General features: G+C 57.7%; 20 protein-coding genes, 1 other RNA gene and 1 pseudogene. 5 read left to right on the top strand and 17 right to left on the bottom strand.

Translation table 11 applies throughout. The annotated features are described in order from the left end of the window. The 8 genes and pseudogenes from I6L47_RS00755 to gcvT form a co-directional block, all read right to left on the bottom strand. The gene (locus I6L47_RS00755) at positions 1-1,494 is read right to left on the bottom strand and encodes a VWA domain-containing protein (protein WP_216948423.1); all 1,494 of its coding nucleotides are present in this window, start codon (positions 1,492-1,494) and stop codon (positions 1-3) included. Then, positions 1,485-3,014 (bottom strand): AAA family ATPase, encoded by a 1,530-nt coding sequence (locus tag I6L47_RS00750; protein WP_216948422.1) that lies wholly within the window; start codon positions 3,012-3,014, stop codon positions 1,485-1,487. The genes I6L47_RS00755 and I6L47_RS00750 overlap by 10 nt, the downstream gene beginning before the upstream one ends. Before the next feature lie 121 nt (positions 3,015-3,135). Then, complete coding sequence (locus I6L47_RS00745; protein ID WP_216948421.1) at positions 3,136-3,822, bottom strand: UPF0149 family protein; 687 nt, start codon at positions 3,820-3,822, stop codon at positions 3,136-3,138. Continuing rightward, positions 3,819-5,009 carry a restriction endonuclease subunit S gene (locus tag I6L47_RS00740; RefSeq protein ID WP_080768655.1) on the bottom strand — a complete coding sequence of 397 codons (1,191 nt, stop codon included), beginning with the start codon at positions 5,007-5,009 and terminating at the stop codon, positions 3,819-3,821. The genes I6L47_RS00745 and I6L47_RS00740 overlap by 4 nt, the downstream gene beginning before the upstream one ends. Then, a pseudogene (locus I6L47_RS00735) lies at positions 4,999-6,514 on the bottom strand (type I restriction-modification system subunit M). Before I6L47_RS00735 ends, I6L47_RS00740 begins: the two are co-directional and overlap by 11 nt. A gap of 550 nt (positions 6,515-7,064) precedes the next feature. Then, positions 7,065-9,941, bottom strand: coding sequence for an aminomethyl-transferring glycine dehydrogenase (gcvP, locus tag I6L47_RS00730; protein WP_216948420.1), 2,877 nt, complete (start codon positions 9,939-9,941; stop codon positions 7,065-7,067). Positions 9,942-10,240: 299 nt separating this feature from the next. Further along, positions 10,241-10,630: a glycine cleavage system protein GcvH gene (gene gcvH / locus I6L47_RS00725; protein WP_005333898.1), complete on the bottom strand. Its 390-nt coding sequence runs from the start codon at positions 10,628-10,630 to the stop codon at positions 10,241-10,243. An 84-nt stretch (positions 10,631-10,714) separates the two neighbouring features. Next, entirely contained in the window at positions 10,715-11,812 is a 1,098-nt protein-coding gene (gcvT, locus tag I6L47_RS00720) for a glycine cleavage system aminomethyltransferase GcvT (protein ID WP_216948419.1), read from the bottom strand. On the opposite strand from gcvT, the gene I6L47_RS00715 reads away from it, so the two are divergent. After that, positions 11,789-12,016 (top strand): hypothetical protein, encoded by a 228-nt coding sequence (locus I6L47_RS00715; protein WP_216948418.1) that lies wholly within the window; start codon positions 11,789-11,791, stop codon positions 12,014-12,016. The genes gcvT and I6L47_RS00715 overlap by 24 nt on opposite strands. 212 nt (positions 12,017-12,228) lie before the next feature. Here I6L47_RS00715 and I6L47_RS00710 read toward each other — a convergent pair whose 3' ends face one another. The 3 genes from I6L47_RS00710 to I6L47_RS00700 all read right to left on the bottom strand — a co-directional run bounded on the left by I6L47_RS00710 (position 12,229) and on the right by I6L47_RS00700 (position 15,604). Further along, complete coding sequence (locus I6L47_RS00710) at positions 12,229-13,497, bottom strand: FAD-dependent 2-octaprenylphenol hydroxylase (protein WP_058056651.1); 1,269 nt, start codon at positions 13,495-13,497, stop codon at positions 12,229-12,231. Between the two features lie 136 nt (positions 13,498-13,633). Next, a complete protein-coding gene (ubiH, locus tag I6L47_RS00705) occupies positions 13,634-14,857 on the bottom strand; it encodes a 2-octaprenyl-6-methoxyphenyl hydroxylase (RefSeq protein ID WP_216948417.1) in 1,224 nt (407 codons plus the stop codon). A 177-nt stretch (positions 14,858-15,034) separates the two neighbouring features. Next, positions 15,035-15,604: a UPF0149 family protein gene (locus I6L47_RS00700; RefSeq protein ID WP_216948416.1), complete on the bottom strand. Its 570-nt coding sequence runs from the start codon at positions 15,602-15,604 to the stop codon at positions 15,035-15,037. 173 nt (positions 15,605-15,777) lie between these two features. Between I6L47_RS00700 and zapA the strand changes: the two genes are divergently transcribed. Continuing rightward, positions 15,778-16,110: a cell division protein ZapA gene (gene zapA, locus I6L47_RS00695; protein ID WP_005333910.1), complete on the top strand. Its 333-nt coding sequence runs from the start codon at positions 15,778-15,780 to the stop codon at positions 16,108-16,110. A gap of 16 nt (positions 16,111-16,126) precedes the next feature. Next, positions 16,127-16,308: non-coding RNA, 6S RNA (gene ssrS, locus I6L47_RS00690), on the top strand. A gap of 165 nt (positions 16,309-16,473) precedes the next feature. Here ssrS and I6L47_RS00685 read toward each other — a convergent pair. Further along, positions 16,474-18,765 (bottom strand): FdhF/YdeP family oxidoreductase, encoded by a 2,292-nt coding sequence (locus I6L47_RS00685; protein WP_216948415.1) that lies wholly within the window; start codon positions 18,763-18,765, stop codon positions 16,474-16,476. Continuing rightward, the gene (locus I6L47_RS00680; protein WP_216948414.1) at positions 18,752-19,558 is read right to left on the bottom strand and encodes a formate dehydrogenase accessory sulfurtransferase FdhD; all 807 of its coding nucleotides are present in this window, start codon (positions 19,556-19,558) and stop codon (positions 18,752-18,754) included. Before I6L47_RS00680 ends, I6L47_RS00685 begins: the two co-directional genes overlap by 14 nt. A gap of 162 nt (positions 19,559-19,720) precedes the next feature. Between I6L47_RS00680 and I6L47_RS00675 the strand changes: the two genes are divergently transcribed. Then, complete coding sequence (locus I6L47_RS00675; RefSeq protein WP_216948413.1) at positions 19,721-20,629, top strand: LysR family transcriptional regulator; 909 nt, start codon at positions 19,721-19,723, stop codon at positions 20,627-20,629. A gap of 51 nt (positions 20,630-20,680) precedes the next feature. Here the strand turns inward: I6L47_RS00675 and emrD are convergent, their stop codons facing one another. The 3 genes from emrD to I6L47_RS00660 form a co-directional block, all read right to left on the bottom strand. Further along, complete coding sequence (gene emrD, locus I6L47_RS00670) at positions 20,681-21,877, bottom strand: multidrug efflux MFS transporter EmrD (RefSeq protein WP_216948412.1); 1,197 nt, start codon at positions 21,875-21,877, stop codon at positions 20,681-20,683. 262 nt (positions 21,878-22,139) lie between these two features. Continuing rightward, positions 22,140-22,802, bottom strand: coding sequence for a glutathione S-transferase family protein (locus I6L47_RS00665; protein ID WP_005333923.1), 663 nt, complete (start codon positions 22,800-22,802; stop codon positions 22,140-22,142). A gap of 169 nt (positions 22,803-22,971) precedes the next feature. Further along, positions 22,972-23,427 carry a hypothetical protein gene (locus I6L47_RS00660; RefSeq protein WP_005352991.1) on the bottom strand — a complete coding sequence of 152 codons (456 nt, stop codon included), beginning with the start codon at positions 23,425-23,427 and terminating at the stop codon, positions 22,972-22,974. Between the two features lie 199 nt (positions 23,428-23,626). Here I6L47_RS00660 and suhB point away from each other — a divergent pair, with 199 nt between their 5' ends. Beyond that, entirely contained in the window at positions 23,627-24,430 is an 804-nt protein-coding gene (gene suhB / locus I6L47_RS00655) for an inositol-1-monophosphatase (protein WP_005352992.1), read from the top strand. A gap of 412 nt (positions 24,431-24,842) precedes the next feature. Here suhB and I6L47_RS00650 read toward each other — a convergent pair whose 3' ends face one another. Then, a complete protein-coding gene (locus tag I6L47_RS00650; protein WP_158112290.1) occupies positions 24,843-26,474 on the bottom strand; it encodes a methyl-accepting chemotaxis protein in 1,632 nt (543 codons plus the stop codon).

The raw sequence follows: 26,474 nt of genomic DNA, 5'->3' as shown, positions 1-26,474 counted from the left end.
TCATAACGGGGATGCCTCAAACTGGTTGTCAATTTTTTGCTGAAAGCCGATCAACTCATGAATGGTACTCGTCGTCGGGTTATACACCCACTCATGATCAAAGAGACTCTTTAGCCGCTGAACCATATAGGCAGAGCCGACCACCAGAGAGTAAAAGCGGTTACCCTTACCACGCTGTTGCTCGATATTTGCCAGGGTCGCCGGTGGCAGATCCGCCATGATGAAGTCAGAAATCATCAGCAGGTCAGCCTTTTGGTATGTCTCTGCGGCCATGGTTTTCAACGCATGGCCAAGGGCTGGTGTCGCATCAGTACCGCCATGAAACGACATTTTCAGAAAGTCGATTATCGACGCAAGGCCCCATTCTCCACTCAACTCCAACGTCTTGATACCCGTAGAGAAGTTAATCAGGTAACAGGGACGTTGCTCCTCTCTCGCTTTGGTTGCCAGAAATAGCGTCATCGCTTTGGCGATCGTCTCGGGCGCACCGCTCATTGAGCCACTGGTATCAACGCAGAGGATCATGGGGCCGCGCTTCTCCTCTTCGTTGACCTGCCTCTCCTCTTCTCGTTCAACATGCAGATGTTGAGTCTGTATACCAGCCATATCAAAGCTCATCAGTCGTGACTCGACGAACTTCAAATCAAACAGCAATGCGGTCTCGTCATCAGCCAACAGGGCTTTCTCGCTGGGCAATACATGCTCCAGATCTCGTCCCAACCGAATACCCACAATCTCCTCTCGGGAGTTGATATCGGGCAGACAGAGATCCAGAACGTGGTTGACCTTCACCCGCTCAATCTTTTCGGAGAGTTCAAGCTGCCGGATCTTGCCGAGCAAGTCGCATAACGCATGCAGCCCCTTGTCGTTTGCCAGATAGCTTGCCCACTTTTGGAACTGGGCCAGATCTTGGGCAGAGAGCTGGCCACTGAAGAGATCAACCAGCCGCCCCGGATCCAGCCCCAACGCTTCAAGCAAAGGTTGCAACTGCTGCAACAGCTTGAGCATGCTCTCCAATCGTTCCATTAACTGGTGGCGCAGCTGCTCGATCCTGGCCAGCTCCCAACTATTGCGGGCTTTATCCAGCACCTTTTGCCATTCAGTAGCCAGCAGTTGGCAACTGACGGCCTTATCCGCACTCGGCGGCTCCGCGTCCTGACCGAAACTATCGGCAACCTGCTTTTGCCAAAATGGCGGATCCGCCGGGTGCTGGCTGGCTTTACAGAGCGCGAGATAATCCTTCACCGCCCCTTGAAAAGAGGTTTTGGATATATCGCCAAGCGCACTCTCTCTTCGCCAATGGTTCAGCTTGTGGGCCTGCCCGGCGAATGGACACTCGTTGGTCAACGCGGCCTCAGCATCTCTCTTCCACTCCTCTATGTGCTGCGTGACCTGGCTGGTCAGCGAGCTGGAGTGAGCCAGCAATCCACCATAGCTGTCGCGGAGTTCTATGTGAGCGAGAAGCGAAGCACTCTCCACCTGGCTTATTTGCATAAGGCTTCCAGCCGTTCGCAATCCTTGATACGCAGTTTGAGCTGGCTTATCTGCTCCGTAATCCCATCGAGCGCAATGGCTACTTTTTCTACCGGGACAAATATGGATGCAAGACGCTGTTCATATCCCTGCTGCAAGGTCTCCACCTTGTCCAATATGGCAGTCAGCTGCGCTCTGACCTCTGTCACTGAAGATGAGAGGGAATCAACCAGACGTTGATTGATATCCGGTTTTTTATCGCCCTTATGAAACAATACTTTGGGTTTGAATTCAAATGAACCACTACTGTAAACACGGCGAGAATAAGATACTTTACATGTTCCTTGCTTATCAAACTCGCAATTCAGTTCGTCAATTTCATTGCCAGCCTCGTCAAGTGGATGAAATTCCCCCGACTTGTACATACGTTTTGTTGAAAAGTATATATACGCTGGTGAACCGGCATATCTATTTAATTCATTCTTAACTTTGAAATATTTTTCACCTTTAACAGAACGACTCAATGAGACAACATCGTAAATATCATCTGAACAAAAAAGCTCATTATGAATCTCCTTATCCAGAGAGTCTTTTTTGAGATCGATCTCTGCCAGATTAATACCACTGTCAAAACCGCTATCCTTGACGGCTTGCTCAACGATATCGTTAACGGCAACACGGTTATCTTCATGGGTCCACAAGCAGTGCCGCAATAGCAAGGCATCACTGTGATTGGTTTCGCTGCGGCCATTAAAGAGGGCAGCGGCCTTGAGCAGTTGGGTCGCCCGCTGCCAGCGGCGGTCGGAAACATAGACCTTCAGTTTGTCATATCTGGTGGCGAGTTCACTGCGGATCAGGCGAATAATGGTCAGGGTTTCCGGTGACAAACTCACCTCATGCAGTTGCTCTCGCCATTTAGCCCACTCATCGGCCTTCACAATAAGCGAGTCATCAACCCTGATAGCCGCCTCGGTCGGTTTGCACGCCAGCAATCGTTCAAAATTATTAGACTGCTCAATGGGCCCAACCATCAGGCGGATGATAAAGCGATCATACAGCGCATCCAGCCCCTGATTGGCATCGGGCGTTTCATTCGACGCAGCCACCAAGGCTTTCAGTGGGGCCTGCTCGATCTGTTCGCCGTTACGAAAGGTGTGCTCATTGATAAGTGTCAGCAGGGTATTGAGGATCGCCGGGCTCGATTTCCATATCTCGTCCAGAAATGCAAAATCGGCCTGTGGCAGATAATGCTCGGTTTTACGAACATACCGATCCTCTTTGAGAGCCTTGATCGAGATGGGGCCAAAGACCTCCTCGGGGGTACTGAACCGGTTCATCAGGTACTCGAAGTAGGCCGGATTGGCAAAGGCACAGGCGATGCGACGGGAGATCAGGCTCTTGGCAGTGCCGGGTGGGCCATAAAGAAAGGTATTCTGACCACACAAGGCACCCAGCAGCGCCACTGAGATCACCTCCTCCCGCTCAAACATCCCTTCACATACCGCGTTGACCAGCCGTTCCATCCGTTGTTGTAATTTCATGTTTATCCCTAACTAGCTGTTTATCTTATTTAATTTTTATGGTGATGCGATGCAACCAATGCTCGCCATTCGCCTGGCCGTCACCCTCACTGATGGGGATGGCCACAGGCCGAGCGTCTGATCAGTGCAAACAGCACTGCTTGAACTTCTTGCCGCTGCCACAGGGACATGGCTCATTGCGCCCGACCTTGGCAGGGGCCTTGGCCGGTTTCACCGATGGCACCGCGACAGGCCCGCTGTTTGGCCCCCGTTGGGCGAGAAAATAGGCGTGCAATTTCAACGCGGCAGGGCCCACTTCGGCCACGCTCTGTTGATGTTCCGGCAGCGACAGGCTGGCAAGCTGTGGCAGCAGATCATCGCTGCCATGCAGGCGGATCACCTCAAGCCAGGTATCCAGCTCCTCTGGCAGCGCTGGCCAGTTCCCCAGCGCCATGCCACGCAGATAGCCAAAGCACCACTCTTCGGCGTTGCAGATCTCTTGTTCTTCGAAAAGATTGACCATCAACACAGGGATAAAGTGCTCGGGCTGATAACAGAGGGTGTGGGCCAGAATATTCATATGGCCGATGATAAGGTCCAGCGCCCGTTTCATCTCTCGCTCGGATGACCACTCGGGGGGTATACCGCCCCAGAGTACCGGCCACCACTGGCTCGGTGATACCAGCTCGGGGCCGGAGAGCACGGCAGTCAGAAAGCCGTCGAGTGCCGACAGACTCAGCATCGAATCGTCATTGCCATACTCCATCAACCGCTGCTCCAGCCACTCAACGTCAGCCTCGGTCATGGGGTGAAGGGTCACTTTTTTCATGCGGCCTCCTCGACCTTGACCCGCCGTTTGCCGGTCAACAGTTGTTGCATCAGGGCTTTTTTCTCTTGCTTTAGGACGTCGAGTTTTTGTTTCAGGGTAGTGATTTCTTGATCGGCAGCGGAGAGCACTGCGGCTATTTTTTGTTGTTCATTAATGCTTTCAGGAACTTTGATTGAGACTTGCTCTATATTCTTGACTGATAGGCCAGGTTGAGCCACTCCTGTTGCATATTGATTTAAATTCAAGTCAACAAGTGCGTAATAAAGCCATTTCGTATTTATATTACTTCGAGGCGTAACAACTACTGCATGCTCTGTAGCATGAAAGCATCCGGTAGCAAAAGTGATATTCCCGCACAAAGCGCCTTGACGACCTATAAGTGAAAATTCCCCGTCATGAGTGAATGTTTTCGTATAACCTCGAAGTCCATTACCACCAAAGCAGGGATAAGTCCCATCCTGATGACCATTTAAAATATCACTTGCATTTATAAACTTCCCGGCTTGCATACTGCAAACATCTCTTAGTGATAACGTCTTGAAATCACGATCAAATATCACTCCGGTTTTTATGTCTAGCAGGCGTTTTTGGCCGGTGAGCAGTTGTTGCATCAGCGCCTTTTTCTGCTGCTGGCTGTTGGCGAGCAGTTGTTCGGTGGTGGTGATGGCCTTGTCCCAAGTGGAGAGGATTTTGGCGATTTTCTTTTGTTCAGGAAATGAGGGAAGCAGAAGCGGAGTATTTTCAACAACCGCTTTATTTATTTTCACCATTGAGCTACTGCTGCCTGCGGCACAGCTTTTATAATACTGCCGTACCTCTGTTGACTTTAATTTTATTTCAATAAAATTGGGATCTGCTTTTTTGGTATCTACACAAAATCTCATCATAAGATCAGGGTAAGAACAGTTTTGAACTTCATTTTTGAATCTAATCGAGCGCCCTACTTTGTCTGGGGTATTAGAACGACTAATCAAAAAATCACCATCAGAAAGTAAAGCTTGTTTTACCTTCTCATCAACTACCACAGGCTTTATTTCTAAAGGATTGATTCCATGGTCAGTCAATGCGCCAAGGCTTAATACCCAATAACCCGTAGTAGTTGAAGCAGGGAGTGGCGAATAACCGTTTTTGATGGTGCCACTAATAACACATTTGAGATGTGTTTTTTTCCACCCATTAGGCACCATAACCGAGGTCCTTCAGATAGTTAGCCATCTCGGTTTCCAGCTCGGCCAGCCGGGTTTTAAGCTGTTCGCGCTCGGCACGCACCGCCAGCAGATCGATCTCCTCTTCCCCCTCGAAGGTATCCACATAACGGGGGATATTGAGGTTGTAGTCGTTCTCTTTAATCTCTTTAAGCGAGGCAAGGTAGGCATATTTATCGACATTGCCGCCGTTGCGGTAGGTTTTGACTATCTTGGCGATATTGTCCGCGCTCAGCAGATTCTGGTTTTTACCTGTCTTGAACTCGCGGCTGGCGTCGATAAACAGCACATTGTCGTCTACCTTCTGCTTTTTAAAGATCAGAATGGCGGCGGGGATGCCGGTGCCGTAGAAGAGCTTCTCCGGCAGGCCGATCACCGCATCGAGCAGGTTTTCGTCGATCAACTGCTGACGAATTTTCCCCTCGCTGGAGCCCCTGAACAGCACGCCGTGCGGCACCACGACCCCCATGCGGCCAGTCTTGGGTTTGAGGGTCTCAATCATATGGAGGATAAAGGCGTAATCCCCCTTGATTTTGGGCGGCAGCCCGCGCTTGAAGCGACCGAACTTATCATTTCCCGCCTCCTCATAACCCCATTTATCCAGCGAAAAGGGCGGGTTGGCGGTCACGATATCAAAGCGCATCAGATCGCCGTTTTTATCCAGCAGCTTGGGGTTGCGGATGGTGTCGCCCCACTCGATCTTGTGGTTGTCTTCCCCGTGCAGGAACATGTTCATCTTGGCCAGCGACCAGGTAGAGCCAATAGCCTCTTGACCGTAGAGGGCGTAGTGCTTCTCGCCATGGTTTGCCACCACCTTGCGGCCGCACTTCATCAACAGTGACCCCGAGCCACAGGCCGGATCGCAGATGGTGTCGCCCGGCATCGGCTCCAGCAGCTCGGCGATAAGATCGGAAACTTCGGGCGGGGTATAGAACTCCCCCGCCTTCTGGCCGCCGCTGGCAGCGAAGTTTTTGATGAGATACTCGTAGGCGTTGCCGATCACATCCAGAGTGCCGACTCGACTCGGTTTGAGGTTGAGCTCATCCTTGGCAAAATCTTCCATCAGGTGGCGCAGTATGGTGTTCTTCTGCTTCTCTTCGCCGAGGCGGTCGGTGTTGAAGCTGATGTCCTGAAACACGCTCTTGCCCGCGTCTTTGAGCTTGGTGCCATTGGCCTCTTCGATGGCATGCAGCGCCTGATCGATCCGCTCGCCGTTGCCCGGCTCGTGACGACGCTCGAACAGGCTGTAGAAGCTGGCCTGTTTGGGCAGCACGAAACGCTCGTTTTTGAGCATCTCTTCAATGAGCTCCGGCTCATCGCCATATTCGGCCTTGTAGCCATCGTAGTGATCCTGCCAGACATCGGAGATGTAACAGCATAGTGAGCACGAAATCTTTATAGGTATCGGCACTGATGGTGCCCCGGAAGGTATCACAGGCAGACCAGAGGGCCTTGTTGATATCGTCCTGGTTTATCGAGGTAGTCATAAGTCACAATTCCTTGGGCAGTGGCCGGATAAACGGGAAAGCGCGGACGCTTGAGCGGGGGCAGGCTCCATCGTTCAAGCCAGCAGGCCACGCGGGAGAGGCCCGACACTGAGGGTGGCAAGCGGCGGCATGTTCACAACATATCGCGTTATCGCCGATGATGCGGCGGCAGTCTGTCGCAACTGGCGCAGGTGCGTCAAGCGTGCCCGCTCGCATTTTGCCTCTATCGTTATGATCGCTATAAAGATCCAACGGCGAGCGGAGCATCGACGTGGGTCACGTCACTTATATTGCCCAATCAACGCCCGGCTGTTGCTCACTTCATGCACCGCGCAAATAGAAAGACCCTGCGATGCAGGGTCTTTCAGTTTCCAGCTTAAATGTCCGAGCTCACCAACCGAGATCATTTTTGTAATTTAATTACAGATAATCACCGCACAAAATAAAAAGGCCCTGCTGTTGCAGGGCCTTTGAGTTTCCAACTTAAATGGTCGGTTTCCAACTTCAATGTCACGGTTTCCAACTTAAATGGCCGTGATCAGGACGCTACTTACTTGGCGTAATCCTCAGTCGGGATACAGGCACAGAACAGGTTGCGATCGCCGTAGACGTCGTCGATGCGGTTCACAGAGGGCCACAGTTTAGCGGCGCGCACGGCGTCGGACGGGAAGACCGCCTCGGTGCGGCTGTAGCCACGGGACCACTCTGCATCCATCACGTCGTCCTGGGTGTGCGGCGCATGGACCAGCGGGTTGTCGGCGAGGCTCCACTGCCCCTCCTGCACCTTGGCAATCTCGGCGCGGATGGACGTCATCGCCTCGACGAAGCGATCCAGTTCGCGCTTGGATTCCGACTCGGTCGGCTCGACCATCAGGGTGCCCGCTACCGGGAAGCTCATGGTCGGTGCGTGGAAGCCGTAATCCATCAGCCGCTTGGCCACGTCCATCTCGCTGATGCCTGAGGCTTCTTTAAGCGGACGGATATCCAAGATGCACTCGTGGGCCACCCGACCGTTGCGGCCAGAGTAGAGCACCGGGAAGGATTCACCCAGCTTCTTGGCCAGATAGTTGGCGTTGAGGATGGCCACCTGAGTGGATTTCTTCAGTCCTTCGTCACCCAGCATGGCGATATACATCCAGCTGATGGGCAGGATGCTGGCCGAGCCGAACGGTGCCGCCGACACGGCGCCGTTGTCACGGCTCTCCTTGTCGGTCTTGACCACGGCGTGACCAGCCACGAACGGTGCCAGATGCTTCTTCACGCCGATGGGGCCCATGCCCGGGCCGCCACCGCCGTGAGGAATGGCAAAGGTCTTGTGCAGGTTGAGGTGAGAGACGTCCGCCCCGATAAAGCCCGGTGCCGTCAATCCAACTTGCGCGTTCATATTGGCGCCGTCCAGATAGACCTGACCACCGTGCTGGTGAACGATGTCGCACACCTCCTTGATGGTCTCCTCATACACCCCGTGGGTGGAGGGGTAGGTCACCATCAGACAGGAGAGCTGATCCCCCGCCTCGGCGGCCTTGGCGCGCAGGTCGTCGAGATCCACGTTGCCGGACTTGTCACAGGCGGTGACGATCACCTTGAGCCCCGCCATCTGGGCAGAGGCCGGGTTGGTGCCGTGGGCAGAAGCCGGGATCAGGCAGATGTCGCGATGCCCTTCACCACGGGACTCGTGGTACTTCTTGATGGCGAGCAGACCCGCGTACTCGCCCTGCGCCCCGGAGTTCGGCTGCATGCAGACCGCATCGTAACCGGTCACTTTCACCAGCCAGTTTTCGAGGTCGGCCAGCAGCAGTTGGTAGCCCTTGGCCTGTGCCAGCGGGGCGAACGGGTGCAACTTGCCGAACTCGGGCCAGGTCACCGGGATCATCTCGGCGGTGGCGTTGAGCTTCATGGTGCAGGAGCCCAAGGAGATCATGGCGTAGTTGAGCGCCAGATCTTTGGCTTCGAGACGGTGGATGTAGCGCAGCATCTCGGTTTCAGAGTGGTACTTGTTGAACACCTCGTGGGTCAGCACGGCGTCAGTGCGCAGCAGATCCTGCGGAATGGCGTGATGGGCCTGAGCCGACTGGTCGAGGGCCTCGATATCGAGCCCGTGACCTTGGCCGAGGAAGAGATCAAACAGCTCAACCACATCGCCACGGGTGGTGGTTTCAGAGAGGGAGACCCCTACCGCACCGTCGAGATCGGCGCGCAGGTTGATGCCGAGCCCCTCGGCCTTGGCTATGAGTGCTGCTTTATCTGCCGTCTGCACGGTCAGGGTATCGAACCAGCTGGCATGCTTGAGAGCCACACCCTTGGCCTTGAGGCCAAGCGCCAGAATGGTAGTGAGACGGTGCAGGCGGGAGGCGATGGTTTTCAGCCCCACCGGGCCGTGATAGACGGCGTAGAAGCTCGCCATGTTGGCCAGCAGCACCTGAGCGGTACAGATGTTGGAGTTGGCCTTCTCGCGGCGGATGTGCTGCTCGCGGGTCTGCATCGCCATACGCAGCGCAGCCTTGCCACGGGCATCCTTGGAGACACCGATGATGCGGCCCGGCATGGATCGCTTGTAGGCATCGCGGGTAGCGAAGAAGGCGGCGTGGGGGCCACCGTAACCCATGGGCACACCAAAGCGCTGGGCGGAGCCCAACACCACGTCGCCACCCAGCTCGCCCGGGGATTTGAGCAGCAGCAGGGAGAGCAGATCGGCGCTGACGCAGGCCAGCCCTTTCTGGGCCTGTACCGCGGCAATCAGGGCACGCAGATCTTTCACCTCACCTGTGGTGGTGGGGTACTGGAACAGGGCCCCGAACACCTCTTCGCTCACTGCATCGCTCGCAGCGCCAACCGCCACGTCGAAACCGAAGTGAACCGCGCGCTCCTTGACCACGTCGATCACCTGCGGGTGCACGTCATCGGCAACAAAGAAGAGGTTGGATTTGGACTTGGCCATCCGCTTGGCCAGCGCCATCGCCTCGGCGGCGGCGGTCGCTTCATCCAGCAGGGAGGCACTCGCCAGATCCATGCCGGTGAGATCCAGCGTCAGCTGCTGGAAGTTGAGCAGGGCTTCGAGACGGCCCTGTGCCAGCTCGGGCTGATAGGGAGTGTAGGCGGTATACCAACCCGGATTTTCCAGCACATTGCGCAAAATGACGTGGGGCACATGGGTATCGTGATAACCCATGCCGATGTAGCTCTTGGCAATCTTGTTCTGGGCGGCATAGCCCTTGAGCTTGGCCAGCGCCTCCACTTCGGTCATGCCGGCACCGATGCCGAGCGGGCCCGGCAGGCGAATGGCGGCGGGCACGGTCTGGGCAATCAGATCGTCCAGGCTTTCGGCCCCGACGGTCGCCAGCAGCTGGCGCAGCTCTTCCTCGCCCGGGCCGATATGGCGGCGGACAAAATCGGTTTTTTGCTCGAGTTCAAACAGTGACTGGGTCATTTCCCTATTTCCTGATAAATAAGTCCTGGCATGACATCCTGATAACCAAGACCTGATGTTCCTGATCGTCGGTTGATACCGACTCCACTCATGTTCTGGGTCCCGCAGACAGGGTGCGGCACCGGATGCTGCGGCAGCATCAAGAGGGGATCGCCTTGTTGCGAACCGGCCTGTTTGCCCCCTAGGCACCTAGACTGGCAAACGGCAAGCGCGGACGACTTCACCCTTCCACCGGCCGGTGCTTGCCCGGCTGGCGGTCATACAAAGGGGCCCTGCTGTGTTGGCAGGGCCCGGGGGCATTACTCTTCGTCCACCACGTTCTGGTAGCCTTCGGCATCCAGAAGGTTGGCCAGCTCGCTCTCGTCATCGAGCTTGATGCGGAACAGCCAGCCAGCGCTGTAGGGGTCGGAGTTGACCAGCTCGGGGCTCCCTTCCAGCTCTTCGTTGACGGCAATGATCTCGCCACTCACCGGGCTGTAGATGTCGGAGGCCGCCTTGACCGACTCGGCCACGGCGCAGTCGTCACCGGCACTGACCTGCTTGCCCACTTCCGGCAGCTCGACAAACACCATGTCACCCAGCAGCTCCTGGGCGTGTTCGGTGATACCGACCACGGCCTCGCCGTTGGCTTCAACACGGATCCACTCGTGGGAAGTGGCATATTTCAGTTCGCTCGGGATATGGCTCATTTGTGCTTCCTTTGATCTTTGAGTCGCGTTTAAAAACGAATATGAAAAGCGATGGGGGAGGCACTGCCCTCCCCCAAGACGGTATTAAACCAGCTTCTGGCCGTTACGGACGAAAGCGGGCTTGGTGACCTTCACGGTGACCAGCTTCTTGCGGATCTCCACCTCGGCCAGCTCACCGATATCGCGGGGCACCCGCGCCAGGGCAATACTGTAGCCCTGGGTGGGGGAGAAAGAGCCGGAGGTGATCACACCTTCCCGCTTCTCACCGTTTGCCGCGGTGAAGGTGACCGGCATACCGGCACGCAGCACCCCTTTCTCTTCCATCACCAGACCCACCAGCTTGGGCTGATTGCCCGCCGCTTTCTGTGCTTCCAGCACGTCGCGGCCGATAAAGTTGCGATCGCTCGGCTCCCAGGCGATGGTCCAGGCCATGTTGGCGGCGAGTGGAGAGATTGACTCATCCATATCCTGACCGTAGAGGTTCATCCCCGCTTCGAGGCGCAGGGTATCACGGGCACCGAGACCACAGGGGGCTACGCCGTTATCCAGCAGTGCTTGCCACAGCTCGCAGGCTTTCTCTTGCGGCACCACGATCTCGTAGCCATCCTCGCCGGTGTAGCCGGTGGTGGCGATAAAGAGATCGCCAGCCTGCACACCGAAGAAGGGTTTCATCCCCACCACGGCGGTACGCTGGGCGGCGCTCAGCACGGCAGCCGCCTTGACCTTGGCATTCGGGCCCTGCACCGCAATCATCGCCAGCTCCGGACGCTCGGTCACGGTGACATCGAAATCGATGGCGTGATGGCGGATCCAGGCCAGATCCTTCTCGCGGGTAGCGGAGTTGACCACCAGCCGGTAGAAGGTATCGGTGAGGTAATAGGTGATGAGATCATCGATGACGCCGCCTTCCGGATTGAGCATGCCGCTGTAGAGGGCCTTGCCGGGGGCAGTGAGTTTGGCCACGTCGTTGGCCAGCAGGTGTTGCAGAAAGGCTTTGACCCGTTCGCCGGTCAAATCGACGATGGTCATGTGGGAGACATCGAACATACCGGCATCGCTGCGCACCGCGTGGTGCTCTTCCAGCTGGGAGCCGTAGTTGATGGGCATTTCCCAACCGTGGAAGTCCACCATCTTGGCGCCGGCTTCCAGGTGTTTGGGATGCAGTACAGTAGTCTGGATCATCGCATTCTTTCCTTAGCAAAAAGCCTTTTCGCTTTGGCGACCACCCTTGCGATCCGTGCCACCGCTCTGACTGCACTACGTACAGCAAAAAGCGACCGGATCCAAAAGTGTGTGCTCGCTCCTGCCCTTGCCAGGCAAGAGGGATTCCTTGAACGGAGCGGATTATATGACAAGCAGGCGAGCGTGCCGCTCAAAAAAAACTAATCCCCTCTCGTAAAACTGACCCCAGACACTAAGATAAATGCAGTGATAAAAACAGCCATAAGCCGACTCAGGCGAGATTAAATTTTGATTTTTACCGTTTCGTCACAATTTGCAGAAAAACGTTTCGCTCCAGAGCAAAATTAAAGGCTGACACCCAAAATGGGTCATCAGCCTTGTCGGATTACTTTTGTTGTCAAAAACGGCGAGTAATATTAGTTTTTTTCACCCTTGGCCTGCATGGCACTGCCCTTGGTCGCCGCAACGACCCAGTCAGGACGGGCCAATGCGGGCAACTCGCCCTCCAATCCCATGGCGGCGCGGATCACCCCCTCCTTGAAGGGCGTCAGCAGATTGGCCGCGCGCAATCCCACGCCCCGCACCAGCTTCTTGAGCGGGTTGGCCCCGCTGAACAGCCGCTTGAGCCCCTCCATTGCAGCGAGCATGCGAGCCGCTTCGCTCTTGCGCCAGCGCTCGTAGCTGCGCAGGTTGGCGAGCAGGCCGATATCCTCACCCGCGGCATGATTTTGCAAGATCTGCTCCGCCAGCGCGGCAGCATCCAGCAGGCCGAGGTTGACCCCCTGCCCCGCCAGCGGGTGGATGGTGTGGGCAGCATCCCCTACCAGCACCAGCCGCTCGCGAGCAAAGTCGCGGGCATAGCGGGCAGTAAGCGGAATCGCGCTGCGCGGCCCTTCCACCTTGCACAGACCGAGCCGGGCATCGAAGGCGGCAGTAAGCTGGCGATTGAACTGCTCGTCATCGCAGGCGCAGAGCGCCTCGGCGCGGGCCGCAGGCAGCGACCAGACGATGGAGCAGAGGTTCTCTTGCCACAGTGGCAGGAAGGCGAGCGGGCCATCCGGGGTGAAGATCTGGCGAGCAACCGCTTCATGGGGTTCGGCGCAGCGCACCGTCGCCACCAGGGCGTGGTGGCCATAATCCCAGCTGGTGAGCGGGATATCGGCCTGACGGCGCACCCAGGAGTGGGCGCCATCGGCAGCCACCACCAGTTTGGCCGAGATGGCCTGACCATCTTCAAGGAGCAACAGGGCGCCCGCTGGGCCGCTCTGCAGGCTCTTGGCTCTGGCGGGGGTCAGCAGCTGGATATTGCTGGCACCTTCAATCGCCTCAAGCAGCGCCAGCTGGATCACCCGATTCTCGACAATGTGGCCGAGGTTGGCCTGACGCAGGCTGGCGGCATCGAAGTCGATATGGCCAAAACTGTCCTGCTCCCACACCGCCATCTTGTCGTAGGCCTGCAGGCGGCGCGCTTCAATGCCGTCCCAGGCGCCGACATGGCGCAGGATCTGCTGGCTGGCCAGACTCAGGGCGCTGACCCGGTTATCGGCCACCTCCCCCAGCTGCGGGTCGGGCAGTTGTCCCTCCACCACCAGCACCTTGAGGGCGCTATGTTTCAGGGCCGCAGCGAGCCCCAGCCCCACCATGCCGCCACCGACAATCACCACATCCACATTTTGCATCTGCATCATCTCATCCTTTCAGGGCTGACCGGCTGGCCAGCGAGGGGACGCCCGCAGGCATCACCTCTCTATTCAATAGGTTTTGATCAACGAATGGCGGTCACCATCTTCCGGTCAACAGGTTCCACTCAACAAGTGCTGGCTAGTTGCCGCACACATCGGCGACAAAGCCCAGGGTGCGCGAGGCAAGCGGCGCCTTGAGGCACGGGAATCGCCCCATCAGGGTGAGCGCCAGATTGCGCCCCGCCACCAGCGGATCGTGACCATTGGAGAAGAGCTGGGCCAGCGAAGAGGTGAGCCAGACGGTCTGCTCCTGATCGCGCTGACGCTGCTGCCAGTAGCCACTCAGTACCTTGAAGCTGCCGATATCCTCCCCCTCTGCCAACGCCTTGGCTACGGCGCCGGTAAGCAGGTCGAGATCCCGCATCCCGAGGTTGAAGCCCTGTCCGGCAATCGGGTGCAGGGCGTGGGCGGCATTGCCCACCAGCACGGTACGTTGGGCCAGCGGGTAGTCGCAGGCGGTCAGAATGAGCGGATAGACGTTACGCACGCCACATCGCTCGAAGCGGCCGAGTCGCCAGCCAAAGGCCTGCTGCAGACGGGCAAGAAACGTCGCCTCATCGAGGGCCATCAGCTCATCCACCTCATGCTGCCCGACGCTCCACACCAGTGAGGAGAGCCCCTCCTGCATCGGCAGCAGGGCCAGCGGCCCCCCTTCGGTAAAGCGCTCGAAGGCGCGTCCCTCAGGGTCTTGCGCCGTTTTGACCGTGGCGATGATGGCGTGCTGCTCAAAGTCGTGGCGGGTCACCGGCAACTTGAAGCGCTGACGCACAAAGGAGTTGCCGCCATCTGCCGCCACCAGCAGGCGGGTTTCAATCTGCTCACCGCTCTCAAGGGTGAGGGTCACCTTCTCCTCATCGGGCGCAATCTCGCTCACCCGTGCCGGACAGCAGACCCGGATATTGGGAGAGGCCGCCATCGCCCGTTGCAACTCATGACCGGCAGCTGCAAGCTCGATCACTTGGCCCAGCGCGGGCAGACCGTATTCGGCAGCCGACAGGCGAGCCTGACCGAAGTGGCCCCGATCCGAGACATGAATCTGGGTAATGGGGGCGCAATGGGGGGCAAACAGCGGCCAGAGTCCGCGTCGCAACAGCGCATCACAGGTACCGGCCGAGAGCGCAATGGCGCGGGCGTCGAATCCTGAATGGGTGTGCTGTTCGGGGACGCTTGCCTCCAGCAGCAGGATCTCGAGGGGGGAGCCATCGGATCGAAGCAGGGCTGCCAGCGAGAGGGCCAGCACGGCACCGCTCATTCCACCGCCGACCAAGGTGACATCGACCTGTCGCACATCAGATTGAGACATAAGCAGAGAGGAAGAAGTGAAAAAGGTGGCCTCATGCTATCACAAAGCCGCTGGCCGAATGCGAGGTCACCGGCAAAAAACCGGTTGCGCCTCACAGGGTTAGCCACCACAAGGAAATAAAAAAGAGCGCCATCAGGCGCTCTTGCAGATTCAGTAAGGGTCGCGTTGACCCGCACCTCAATGAAGGGTCGGCGGCGCGCTCGGGGTATCGGGGCGCTTGCCAAACTCTTCGAAGGCCATCATGACACCCAGTTTGACGTGTTCGTAGAGCACCAGGAAAGAGGCTTCGTTCTCGTTATCTTCCTGATCGAACTCGGCGGAGACCTGAGTGATGCTGGCGATATCCTGGATCATCTCCTGCAGCTCTTCCGATGCGCGGGAGAGCTCCTGCTGCACCACGCCGAAACCGGCCAGAAATGCCTGTGACCAGTCCACCAGCGAATCGATGCGCTCGTCGAGGGGAGCATCATCACTTGGCAGCAGCAGCTCGACGCCCTTCTGGGCCATCAGGCTCTCGACCACATTGTGATAAAGATCGGTCATCACCTGGCGCACCGGGGCCGGCAAGCCGAAACCGTCGTTCACCAGATCGTTGAAATGGGGCAGCCAACTCTTGTCGTCCAGTGCCACACCGCCGCACACCAGACCGCAGATCACACCATGGGCCTCTACTGCGCTGGCCATCAGCTCATGTTGTTCCATGATGTCGGCCACTGCCGCATATTTAAGGGGGTTCGTTTTGCTCATCGAGGATCCGCTCAAAGTTCAGTCAAATTTGCAGAATTAATGGTCAGGATCCTAGCATTCTCCCTCTTGCAGAGCCAGCAAGGCCTTGAAACTTATGCATCTGCGCTATATAGTCCCGCCCAGTTGTCCACGTGGATAAAGGCGGAAATCAGCTCCGCCGTATTGAGGAAGGCATGAGCACAGAGGCCGTAGAAATCGTCATTTTGGGACGTCCCTACAAGGTATCCTGTCCCTTGGGACAGCAGGATGCCCTGCGCCAGGCCGCCGAGCAGCTGACCGACAAGTTGATCGACCTGCGTCAACGCTCCAAGGTCTCCAGCAACGAGCAATTGGCTATCATGGCGGCACTTAATTTCTGTCATGAGCTCTGCCTTGAAAAAGAGAAGAACCACCAATACTCTGAGACCATGGACAAGCGGATCAAGATGCTGCAGCGCACCATCGAAGCGGCCCTGATCGAGCACGGACAATATGGTGATTCCAGCGAAGAGGGGCAACAGCCCTAATCGCAAACCGTTTTAAAATTCCCTGGGATGTTTGTCAGCCGGTTCAAGTCCCCGAGCCGATATTCATACCAAACAGGGGATCTGCCTTCTGGCTATTGCGCATGCTCGGCACGACCGAGAAGCCTGCGGTCAGATCCGATCCCCGCCTTGAACCGACGGTTCAAGGGCCCAAACCGGCAACGGCATCTCGGGGTACCAACAGCAAAAGCCCGTCACCAGCGTGACGGGCTTTTTCTTTGCATGATGATCAACGAACCCTACCCCTTTCAGAGCTGAAAAAATGCTCCGGATGAAAAGCTCACCCGGGGCATCACCGCATTCACTGCGCAGGCTATCTCAGCGTAGCCAGTCGCGTTAGCGCTTTTATTTGACCAGCAACAGGTTCTTCGGCTGGCGGGAGGCTGTCACCAGCACCGGAATGGACTTGGAGGTGGGGGTAAACGAGCCGGCACCGATACTGTCGATGGGCACCAGCGGATTTGTCTCGGGGTAATAAGCCGCGATGTTGCCCTGCGGAATGTCATAAATCACCACACTAAAGCCGGTCACGATGCGCTCACGCCCATCGTTGCAGATGGCCGCCATATCGAGCTTGTCCCCTTCGGCAAAACCGAGGCGACGGGCATCCGCCTCGTTCATGAACACCACGTTGCGCTGGCCCTTGATGCCTCGATAACGGTCATCCATGCCATAGATGGTGGTGTTGTACTGATCGTGAGAGCGCAGGCTCTGCAACAGCAGGACTGGCTGATCGCGCATCTGTTCGGCATGGCGAGTACACTCCGGCAGCACTGATTGCGGCAGGGTGCTGGCACGAAACTCAGCGCTGCCACTGGCGGTATTCCACGTCAGTTGCGCGGCTGGGTTATCGAGATGAAAACCGCACGGCTGCTGGACTCGGGTATTGAAATCGGCAAAACCGGCGATGGTCTGCTCGATAAGATCACGGATACGGGCATAGTCATCGCGCAGAGCCAGCCAGTCGACCCGCTCGCAGCCCACGGTGGCGTGAGCCATCCGCGCGACTATGTCGGTTTCGGAGAGGCAGAGCTGCGATACCGGCTCAGCTGCGCCGGTCGAGGCGTGCACCATGCTGAAGGTGTCCTCCACCGTGATCTTCTGGTTGCCGCTGCGCTGGATATCGAGCTCGGTACGGCCAAGGCAGGGCAGGATCAGCGCCGCCTTGCCCACCTGCAGATGGCTACGGTTGAGCTTGGTGCTGATCTGCACGTTGAGCTCGGCCTTTTTCATCGCCCCGTAGGTGAAGTCGGTGTCGGGCGCCGCTGCCGCCAGGTTGCCGCCCAAGCAGATGAGCACCTTGCTCTTGCCTTCGTCCAACGCCTTGAGCGCTTCGTACACGTTGTGGCCACGGGCCCGCGGCAGGCTCACCTGCAGGTGACGCTCGAGCCGGTCGATAAAGGCGGCGGTCGGCTTTTCGTTGATCCCCATGGTGCGGTTGCCCTGCACGTTGCTGTGGCCCCGTACCGGACAGAGTCCCGCCCCCGGCTTGCCAATCTGGCCACGCATCAGGTGCAGGTTGACGATTTCGCGAATAGTATCGACCGAGTGCAGATGCTGGGTCACCCCCATGGCCCAGCAGCTTATGATGCGCTGGCTGGCGGCAAAGACCCGGGCGGCCTGTACGATCTCGGCGCGAGTCAGGCCGGACTGCTGCTCGATCGCTGCCCAGTCGGTGGCTCGCACCTGCGCCTCATACTCGTCAAAGTGGCGGGTGTGGCGGGCGATAAAGTCGCGATCCACTGCCTCTGGTGCCTCTTCCAGGATGTACTTGGCCATGCCGCGGATGGCGGCCATGTCGCCACCCAGTTTCGGCGTCAGATATTGGTGGCTGATGGTGGTGGCAGCCGGGGTCAGCAGCTCAAGCGGGCTCTGCGGGCTGGCGAAGCGCTCGAGGGCCACCTCTTTCAAGTTGTTGAAGCTGACGATCTTGCAGCCGCCGCGCGCTGCCTGGCGCAGGGCATTCATCATACGCGGGTGGTTGGTACCCGGATTCTGACCATAGACGAACACCGCATCAGCCCGGTCGAAGTCATCCAGCACGACGGTGCCCTTGCCGATGCCGACCGACTGGATCAGCGCCACCCCGCTCGCCTCGTGGCACATGTTGGAACAGTCAGGGAAATTGTTGGTGCCAAACAGGCGGCCAAAGAGCTGATAAAGATAAGAAGCTTCGTTGCTGGCACGCCCCGAGGTGTAGAACTCCACCTCATCCGGGCTATTCAGCCCCTTGAGAGTGTCGGCGATCAGGGTGAAGGCATCGTCCCAGCTTACCGGCTCGTAGTGATCGGTCGCCGGGTTGTAGCGCATCGGCTCGGTCAGCCGCCCCTGATACTCGAGCCAATAGTCGCTCTGGCTGGCCAGCTGGCGCACCGAGTGTGCGGCGAAAAACTCGGCCCTCACCGTCTTGCCGGTGGATTCCCACGCTACCGCTTTGGCGCCGTTTTCACAAAACTGGAAGGTGCCGTGGTCGTTGTCACCCCAGGCGCAGCCCGGGCAGTCGAAGCCGTCGGTCTGGTTGACCCGCAGCAGATTCTTGATGTTCTGACGGGTCTTCTGGCTGCGCAGCACCTGTTTCATGGTGGATTGCAGGGACGAAAAACCGCCGGCTTTGGCGGGCTTTTCAATATGACTCATGGCACTCTCCGATGGGAGCCGCCGGGCGATAGCTCGAATAGCTGACCGGGGCATCAAACTTGGGAATATGAACGACGTTGAGGTTGTATTTGAGGGCCAGCCTGACCGCCAGCTGGCTGGGCGATGCCAGACAGATGAGATGACGGGCGCCGAAGTGGACGGCTTTTTGCACCAGCTCACTGCCACAACGGCTGGTCACCACCAGGGTGTCGCACGCACTTTGCTGACGCAGCAGCAGGCCGATCAGCTTGTCGAGGGCATTATGGCGCCCGATATCTTCCCGGCAGTGGAGGATCTGCCCCTGCTCATCCAGCGCCAGTGCCGCATGCAGGGCGCCGGAGTGTTGCCCCTTGAGCTGCCAGCGGGCGATCTGCGCACGCAGTCCGGCCAGCAAAGCGCCATCAAGGGGTGGGGTGAGCGGCAGCGCTGGCAAGGGAGGAAACGCCTGCTCGACGGCCTCCACACCGCAGATGCCGCAGCCGGTGGCGCCGGTCAGGCTACGCCGACGCAGCTGGAGCTGCGCCAGGCAGCGGTTGGCGATGGTAACATCCAGCACAAAGCCATGTTCGGCGGGGTATACCCGGATATCGTGCACATCGTAGTTGTGCCGGATGATCGACTCGCAGAACAGAAATCCGACCGCAAAATCATCGAGATCGTCCGGGGTCGCCATCATGACCGCATGGTTGATGCCATTGATATTGATGGAAACCGCCACCTCCTCCACCAGATGATCCAGCGAGGGCAAGGGGTAGTGGGAATCGGGTGGAACGCCGGGGTTGGCTGCAGGCATGACAGGTTGGCCTAAAAATGCAATCTGCATTCAAGTTTAGAGAGGCCGCTCCGGCAAAACCAATGAATTAAATCTATCTCCTGATAGAATCACTCTATTGACGATGAATTTTCAATTGATTAATTTTAAGCATCATCCCGCCCGACGCCTCGCCACCTCGTCATGAACATCAAGCAGCTGCACTACTTTCACGAACTGGCCAAACATCAGCATTTTGCCAAGGCGGCCAAAGCCTGCCACATCACCCAGCCGACCCTGTCGGCCAGCATCACTGTGCTGGAGAAAAACCTCGGCACCGATCTGGTACTGCGAACCAGCCAGTTTGTCGCCCTGACCGAGGCGGGTGAGCTGGTGCGCCAGTATGCCGAGCGGATGTTGCTGGAGCAGGAAGCGCTCAAACAGGAGCTGGCGCTGTTTCATGGCGAACTATCAGGTATCTTGCGCATCGGCATAGTGCCGCAATCCAATGTCGACATCATGCCTTTTATCGCCAGGTGCAAACAGCGCTACCCCAATATCGTCATCCGCTTGTCAGTGCTCAGCAACGAGGCCCTGCTGTCACAGCTGGCGCTCCATCAATGCGATATCGGGCTGAGATTTGACGTTCCCGCCAGCGATCCCGACAAGCGGGCCTTTCACATCTATCCGCAGGGGCAAAACCGGATGGCCGTGCTGATGCACCGCAGCGCGGCAACGCCCCTCCCCTCCGATATCCCCATGACCCTTGCCAGCCTGCAACAGCAGCCGCTGGTCTTGCCAAGCCGCACCATGCAGTTTCGGAACTATCTGGATCTCGCCGCCGAGCGGGCCGGGGTCTCGCTCAACGTGATGCTGGAGACCGACTCCCTGTTCCACCTGGTGAGCGCGGTGCGCCACCAGCTGGGCTGGGCCATCGTCAGTGCCGGGCTTGCCAGCTCTGCCAGCCAGCTCTCAGATCTCGTCTGCCTGCCCCTCGAACCGCTCGATGCCGGTACCACCGTTTTTCTGACTCGTAAGCAGAGTGTCACCCCCGCCATGCGGGCCTTTCTCGATCTGGTGGCGGAAGATGGCCCCACCAACCAACAGCCATAACGACAAAGCCCGCCAAAAAGGCGGGCTTTGTTTTGCAGCAGGCAAGCAAATTTAGATGGCCATCTGCTCGTGAGGCGAGCCGTGGTGGCGTAACCAGACAAAGCTCAGCGCCACGATCAGCACCATCAGGGTCATGATGGCCCCCAGGGTCACCTGTCCAGTCATCGGGAAACCGGCGGCCAGCAGGGTCACCACACCGGCACCCAGATTCTGCATCCCGCCGAGAATGGCCCCCGCTGTGCCGGCCTGACCCGGGAAGGGCTCGATGGCGCAGGAGGTGGCGGTCGGGTAGAGAATACCGCTACCGATGAAGTAGACAGCCGCACCACCAACCAGCGAGGCGGCACTCACCACCCCGAACAGCCCCGGCACCAGAATGATGAGGGAGCCGAGCGCCAGAAAGGCGATCCCCAGACGCATCAGCTTGCCCTGAGTCAAACGGAAGCTCAGCTTGGCAGAGAGCCAGGCCCCGAACAGATAGCCGGGCAGCGGCAGCACGAACAGCACGCTCACGGTACGGGCGCTCAGTTTCAGCACATCGCCGAGCAACACACCAGCCGCCGCTTCAAATACCGCGAGTCCCGCAAAGGTCGCCATCAGGCAAAGCAGGTTGCCCTGAAACTTGGGGTTGCCCAGCACATGACGATAGGCAGCACCGACGCGCAGTGGCTGACGGGCAGCAGCAGGCAGGGTCTCGCCAAACCAGGCCATGATCGCCAAGGTGGCTACGGCACCAAAACCGAACAGGAACCAGTAACCGGCACGCCAGTTGAACAGCTCGGTCAGCCATCCCCCCAGCACCGGTGCCAGCAGCGGGGAGAAGATCACCCCCATACTCACCAGACTGTTGGCGCGGTTGAGCTCGGCGCCGTTGTAGCGATCGCGCATCACGGTACGGCTCATGGCGCCACCGGCACCGGTACCCAGCCCCTGAATAAAGCTACCCACCAGCAGGGCGGCAAAATGAGGGATGACCTGAATGGTCAGGGTGCCCACCAGAAACACCATCATGCCGACGATCAGCACCGGACGACGACCGATGCGATCCGACAAAGGCCCGTAGACAAACTGGGAGAGGCCATAGGGGATCAGGTAACAGGCCATCACCGCCTGTAACTGGCCCGAGGCCACATTGAAGTCCCCCGCCATCATGGGAATGGAGGGAACATAAAGGGTCTGGGTCATCTGGCCCACAGCGACCATCAGAATGGTCAATAAAAACAACGGATAAAAACTGTGCCGATCCATATCAGTCCCAAAAAATCGAAAAAATGCTGCCGCCCCTCTGGCACAAAATGGCCCAGAGGAATCTGATCACAGAGGCTGTGATGCAATCAAAAACAGTGTTGGAAACAGTAGGCGGGGAGCCCGCCAGACCACCGCACAGGACGCTTGGTGGTATGGGGGCATCATAGTGATTCAGCTCACAGAAAACGAACGAATCTTTATAATCGGCTTGCCTTAGTTTTTCTAATATTACGGGGCAATTTGCCCCGTCAGCAGTTAAAAATCAACGTGTTACCATCTGTTGTGCCTGCTTGATCAGCTCATCCGGCTGCTCTTTGCGCGGCGGTATGGTGATCCCCTTCTGGCAGGCAGGTTTCTCTGCCATGCGATCCATCCAGGCTTGCAGATGGGGTAACCCTTCGATGGAGATGCCGCTCCAGTCATAAATCCGCACCCAGGGCCAGGTGGCGATATCGGCGATGCTGTACTCGTCCGCCAGATATTCGTGATGAGCCAGATGGCTGTCGAGCACCTCGAACAGGCGGCGCCCCTCCTTCTGGTAGCGTTCGATGGCGGCGGGGATCTTCTCGGGGAAGTAGCGATAGAATACATTAGCCTGCCCCATCATGGGCCCTACCCCGCCCATCTGGAACATCAACCACTGGATGGCCTGAGAGCGGCGTTTGGGATCGGCGGGCAGCAACTTGCCTGCTTTCTCCGCCAGATAAATGAGGATGGCCCCCGACTCGAATACGGCGAAATCGTCGTTATCCCGATCGACGATAGCCGGAATACGGCCATTTGGGTTGATGGCGAGAAACTCGGGCTTCTTCTGATCCAGCGCCGAAAGATCGAGAGGAATGACCCGATAGGGCAAACCCAGCTCTTCGAGGGCGATCGCCACTTTGAAACCATTGGGGGTCGCGGCGGTGTAAAAGTCGATCATGATTCACTCCTTGTTGGTCATAGCCAGATTGCACGGTTGGAACAGGGTGCAACACCATAGCCGCCTCATCTTGCAACAAGTGACCGGCTCCAGACCATTAAAAAGCGGCGCACCGTAGGCCAAACAAGGCCACGGTGCGCCGCTGGTGCTCTCTGGCAATGGTAGATATTTAGTTGATCACGGCGACCGGCTTGCGCTGGCGCAGCATGATCAGGCGGGAAAGCAGCGGGAAGTAGGACTCCAGCTTGCGCAGCAGCACCCGGCTGCAAGCAGGCTCGGCCAGCTCCGACTCATCCAGCACGATGCCGTTTGAGACAAAATAGAAACGGGGGTCACGCACATCCGGCCCGCAGACCGTCAGCTCCTTGTCCCCCTTGCGGATCAGCAGCGGCAAGACCGGCAAACCGATCGTCTCATCCTCCCCCCGGGCAAATCCGGCATCCTGCCAAGGCGCATCGCCGTCGATCAGCAGGATCGCCGCCTCCGTCTTGGCCGGTTGCCACTGGGCCAGGGGGGTCACGGTGATGTGGGCAAAGTGATCACCATACTCGGGTGATGACCGCAAGATGGCCAACAGTCCCTCGCTGGCCGCTGACACGTTCTGACTCACTAATGACAAATTCATGGTTCACATCCCTATGCTCATGACAGCCTGTATCCGGCTGCTGGGATAAGACTAGCGCAGATCTGGTCTATATTGGAGCCGTCAAATCTGGCAGTGGTAATCAATTGGTCGTAGGGGGATAACAGTTGCCATCGCACAAAATACTGGTATCATACCGCGTCCTTTTATCCCCCGTTCTTTAACATCCAGTGGTGAACCTATGCATCCGATGCTGAATATCGCCGTGCGCGCTGCGCGCAACGCCGGTCAAGTTGTAGTAAAAGCCTTCTCCCAGCCTGAGAACATTGAGGCTATCCAAAAAGGCAGCAATGACTTCGTGACCAACGTTGACCGTGAAGCCGAAGCGGCCATCATTCACACCATCAAAAAATCTTACCCGGAGCACAGCATTGTTGCTGAAGAGTCTGGTGAGATTGCCGGTACCAATCCGGACTACCAATGGATCATTGACCCACTGGATGGCACGACCAACCTTGTAAAAGGTATTCCGCACTTTGCCGTTTCCATCGCCCTGCGCGTGAAAGGCAAAACCGAACAAGCCGTTGTTTACGATCCCATCCGTGACGAGCTGTTTACTGCTACCCGTGGTAGCGGCGCCCAGCTGAACGGCTACCGTATCCGTGTCGGCAAAGCCAAAGAGCTGGCTGGCACCGTACTGGCGACCGGTTTCCCCTACAAACAAAAGCACCACATCGAGTCCTACCTGAAGATGTTCCAGAGCATGTTCATCGAATGTGCCGACATCCGTCGCTCCGGCTCTGCCGCACTGGATCTGGCCTACGTGGCTGCCGGTCGCGTCGACGGTTTCTGGGAAATCGGCCTCAAGCCCTGGGACACCGCTGCCGGTGAACTGCTGGCCAAAGAAGCCGGCGCCATCGTCACCGACTTCGTAGGTGGTCACAACTACGAAAACTCCGGCAACATCGTGGTTGCCAACCCGCGCGTCCTGAAAGAGATGCTGGGCAAGATCCGTGAAGAGCTGCCGGAGTCTCTGGCCAAATAAGCCAGCTCCCCAGCCTTCACCAATATAAAAAAACCGGCGCAAGCCGGTTTTTTTATTGCTGCGATATACCCTGTCAGGGCATTCCAACCAACTGCTTATGCTCTTCTTCCCCCGTAGCTCGCGCCCCAACCGCTCGCCCCGTTCCCCATCCCCAAAACAGTTCGTCGCCCTTCTCTCGTTAGCAAACACGCCTTAACCAACCTTCTTGAATATCACCACACAGGCAGAGATAAGCATCTGATCTCCCTCCCAGTTTGCCCTGATCTTCATCCTCTGTATGAAGAGCCCCAACCATCAGGCCTCGTACCCATCGCCAGATAAAAAACACCCGGCACATGGCCGGGTGTCGTGAGGGCAGGCAAAGCGCCCCGACGTTTATGAATAAAGAGGCCGGAGCACTCCAGCCCCCTTATCAGGCGAGACGGAAGCGCCCGATGGTCTGCTTCAGGCCCACCGCCAGCTGGCTCAGCTCCAGACACGCGCGGGCAGTATGATCCGCCCCCTGCGCAACCTCATTGGCGGATTCGTTGATCCGCTCAACATTGCGACCCAGCTCATCAGACACCGCATCCTGCTCACCACAGGCGCTGGCAATCTGGATCGCCATATCGGCAATCTGGGCGACAGCCTCTTCGATCTGCTGGATACCGGTGCCGGTCTGCTCGCTTTGGGTGACGCACTGACGGATCATGTCACAGCTCAGCCCGGTCACCTCTTTGGCCTGATTGGCGCGAGACTGCAGGGTTTCGATGATGGCGACGATCTCGCCGGTAGAGGCCTGGGTGCGACCCGCCAGGGTGCGCACCTCATCGGCAACCACCGCAAAGCCACGGCCCTGTTCACCGGCACGGGCTGCCTCAATGGCGGCATTGAGAGCCAGCAGATTGGTCTGATCGGCAATGCTGCGAATGACATCGACCACTACGTTGATCTGGGCGGATTCACGCTCCAGTTCGGCCACCAGCGTGCCAGCCTGCTCAATCTCTTCCGCCACACGGGTGATCGCCACCAAAGAACGCTGCACATCCTGATTACCTTTGCGGGCTAAGGTATTAGCCGCACTGGCAGACTCAGAAGTGTGCTCTGTATTGCCCGCCACATCAGCAACGGTCGCTTTCATCTGGGTCATGGCCGTCGCCACCAGCGAAATCTCTTGCTGCTGGCTCTGAATACCCTTGGCAGACTGTTCGGAAACCGCACTTACTTCGTCAATCGCCGCCCCCAACTGGGTAACCGCAGCCACCACCTCTTCAATCAGACCACGCAGGTTGTCCTGCATCTTGAGGGAAGCTTTGGCCAGCATGCCCAGCTCGTCGCGGCCGATATGCTGACGCTCCAGCTGATGAGTCAGATCGCCGGCGGCAATGGCGTTGGCCTGAGCCACTACCGCTTGCAGCGGCAGGCAGATCTGGCGGGTCAGGAACCAGGTCATCACCACCATGAACACCAGCAGAGCACCAATGCTCACCATGGCGAAAGTGGTCACCATGCTGACGCTGCCAAGCAAGCTGCTGCGGTTTTCCTTCACAAAACCGAGGTTCACATCGATCAGAGCATTAACTGCCCGCTCCAAAGAACCAAAAGCAGCATTCGAGGCAAATAACTGTGCCTTGGCTTGCTCTTGTTGTCCTTGTACCAGCAGTTGATCAAACTCGTTCACTGCACGTTGGTAACTGAGCCACTGTTGTTTGGCCTGATTAAACACCTGACGCTCATGATCAGCACCGACGGTCGCCTCATAGGCGTGAAATGCGTTGTCTACTTTCTGGATATTCTGCTGGATCCGGCTGCGGCGAGCCTGCAGATCAGCGGCATCGTTCACCATCAGCAAGGCAAACTGGGCACGACGGACATAGGAGACGTCATAAAGCAGGGTTTCGACCGACAGGACACTCGGCAGCGTAGAGTCGGTAAAGTTCAGCACCCGATCACGCACACCGCGCAATTCGCTGGAGAGAAAAACACCGAAGAGAACGTTGACTGCGGCAATGACCGCAAAAACCACGGCAATCTTTTTGCCGATGGAGAGATTCTTGTAAAACAT

This window comes from Aeromonas sp. FDAARGOS 1417 (genome assembly GCF_019046985.1).
Taxonomy (GTDB): Bacteria; Pseudomonadota; Gammaproteobacteria; order Enterobacterales; family Aeromonadaceae; genus Aeromonas; species Aeromonas veronii.
The sequence above is the reverse complement of the archived record's forward strand: the minus strand, read 5'-3'. Positions and strand labels throughout refer to the sequence as shown.

What these genes read in the sequence shown, in the direction of transcription:
- I6L47_RS00755 (WP_216948423.1), bottom strand. Translation starts at nt 1,494, where the DNA reads ATGCAAATAAGCCAGGTGGAGAGTGCTTCGCTTCTCGCTCACATAGAA.
- I6L47_RS00750 (WP_216948422.1), bottom strand. Translation starts at nt 3,014, where the DNA reads ATGAAATTACAACAACGGATGGAACGGCTGGTCAACGCGGTATGTGAA.
- I6L47_RS00745 (WP_216948421.1), bottom strand. Translation starts at nt 3,822, where the DNA reads ATGAAAAAAGTGACCCTTCACCCCATGACCGAGGCTGACGTTGAGTGG.
- I6L47_RS00740 (WP_080768655.1), bottom strand. Translation starts at nt 5,009, where the DNA reads ATGGTGCCTAATGGGTGGAAAAAAACACATCTCAAATGTGTTATTAGT.
- gcvP (WP_216948420.1), bottom strand. Translation starts at nt 9,941, where the DNA reads ATGACCCAGTCACTGTTTGAACTCGAGCAAAAAACCGATTTTGTCCGC.
- gcvH (WP_005333898.1), bottom strand. Translation starts at nt 10,630, where the DNA reads ATGAGCCATATCCCGAGCGAACTGAAATATGCCACTTCCCACGAGTGG.
- I6L47_RS00715 (WP_216948418.1), top strand. Translation starts at nt 11,789, where the DNA reads ATGCAGTACAGTAGTCTGGATCATCGCATTCTTTCCTTAGCAAAAAGC.
- gcvT (WP_216948419.1), bottom strand. Translation starts at nt 11,812, where the DNA reads ATGATCCAGACTACTGTACTGCATCCCAAACACCTGGAAGCCGGCGCC.
- I6L47_RS00710 (WP_058056651.1), bottom strand. Translation starts at nt 13,497, where the DNA reads ATGCAGATGCAAAATGTGGATGTGGTGATTGTCGGTGGCGGCATGGTG.
- ubiH (WP_216948417.1), bottom strand. Translation starts at nt 14,857, where the DNA reads ATGTCTCAATCTGATGTGCGACAGGTCGATGTCACCTTGGTCGGCGGT.
- I6L47_RS00700 (WP_216948416.1), bottom strand. Translation starts at nt 15,604, where the DNA reads ATGAGCAAAACGAACCCCCTTAAATATGCGGCAGTGGCCGACATCATG.
- zapA (WP_005333910.1), top strand. Translation starts at nt 15,778, where the DNA reads ATGAGCACAGAGGCCGTAGAAATCGTCATTTTGGGACGTCCCTACAAG.
- I6L47_RS00685 (WP_216948415.1), bottom strand. Translation starts at nt 18,765, where the DNA reads ATGAGTCATATTGAAAAGCCCGCCAAAGCCGGCGGTTTTTCGTCCCTG.
- I6L47_RS00680 (WP_216948414.1), bottom strand. Translation starts at nt 19,558, where the DNA reads ATGCCTGCAGCCAACCCCGGCGTTCCACCCGATTCCCACTACCCCTTG.
- I6L47_RS00675 (WP_216948413.1), top strand. Translation starts at nt 19,721, where the DNA reads ATGAACATCAAGCAGCTGCACTACTTTCACGAACTGGCCAAACATCAG.
- emrD (WP_216948412.1), bottom strand. Translation starts at nt 21,877, where the DNA reads ATGGATCGGCACAGTTTTTATCCGTTGTTTTTATTGACCATTCTGATG.
- I6L47_RS00665 (WP_005333923.1), bottom strand. Translation starts at nt 22,802, where the DNA reads ATGATCGACTTTTACACCGCCGCGACCCCCAATGGTTTCAAAGTGGCG.
- I6L47_RS00660 (WP_005352991.1), bottom strand. Translation starts at nt 23,427, where the DNA reads ATGAATTTGTCATTAGTGAGTCAGAACGTGTCAGCGGCCAGCGAGGGA.
- suhB (WP_005352992.1), top strand. Translation starts at nt 23,627, where the DNA reads ATGCATCCGATGCTGAATATCGCCGTGCGCGCTGCGCGCAACGCCGGT.
- I6L47_RS00650 (WP_158112290.1), bottom strand. Translation starts at nt 26,474, where the DNA reads ATGTTTTACAAGAATCTCTCCATCGGCAAAAAGATTGCCGTGGTTTTT.